The organism is Rhodococcus sp. A14 (genome assembly GCF_011603105.1).
Lineage (GTDB): Bacteria > Actinomycetota > Actinomycetes > Mycobacteriales > Mycobacteriaceae > Rhodococcus_F > Rhodococcus_F opacus.
Genome location: NZ_JAAOQS010000343.1, coordinates 1 through 381, shown reverse-complemented (window position 1 = coordinate 381; position 381 = coordinate 1). Strand labels below are relative to the sequence as shown.

Sequence of the window (381 nt, the reverse complement as noted above, 5' to 3'; positions counted from 1 at the left end):
CGTCCATGCTGTGCTTTTCCTCGTCCACGACGATGGACTGCACTTGTGCCGGCGCCAGCGCACCAATCACGAACTGCGCCGGGTCTTCCGACCACAGCACGATGTCTACAGCTTCGCCACCAACTTCGTTACGCACGGCGGTCACACGGGTGCCGCGCACGCCGACGCAGGTGCCAATCGGGTCGATGCGCTTGTCATGTGCAACGACTGCGATTTTCGCACGCACGCCCGGATCGCGCGCGGCGGCCTTGATCTCCAGCAGGCCCTGTTCCATTTCCGGCACTTCGTTTTCGAAGAGCTTGATCAGGAACTCCGGGCAGGTGCGGGACAGCTCGATCTGCGGGCCGCGTGCGGTACGGTCGACATTCAGGATGTATGCGC

The 381-nt window shown here is 63.0% G+C and carries 1 pseudogene; it reads right to left on the bottom strand.

What is annotated here, in order from left to right:
* Window positions 1-381 (bottom strand): annotated as a pseudogene (nusA, locus tag G9373_RS45770) (transcription termination/antitermination protein NusA); the annotation flags it as partial.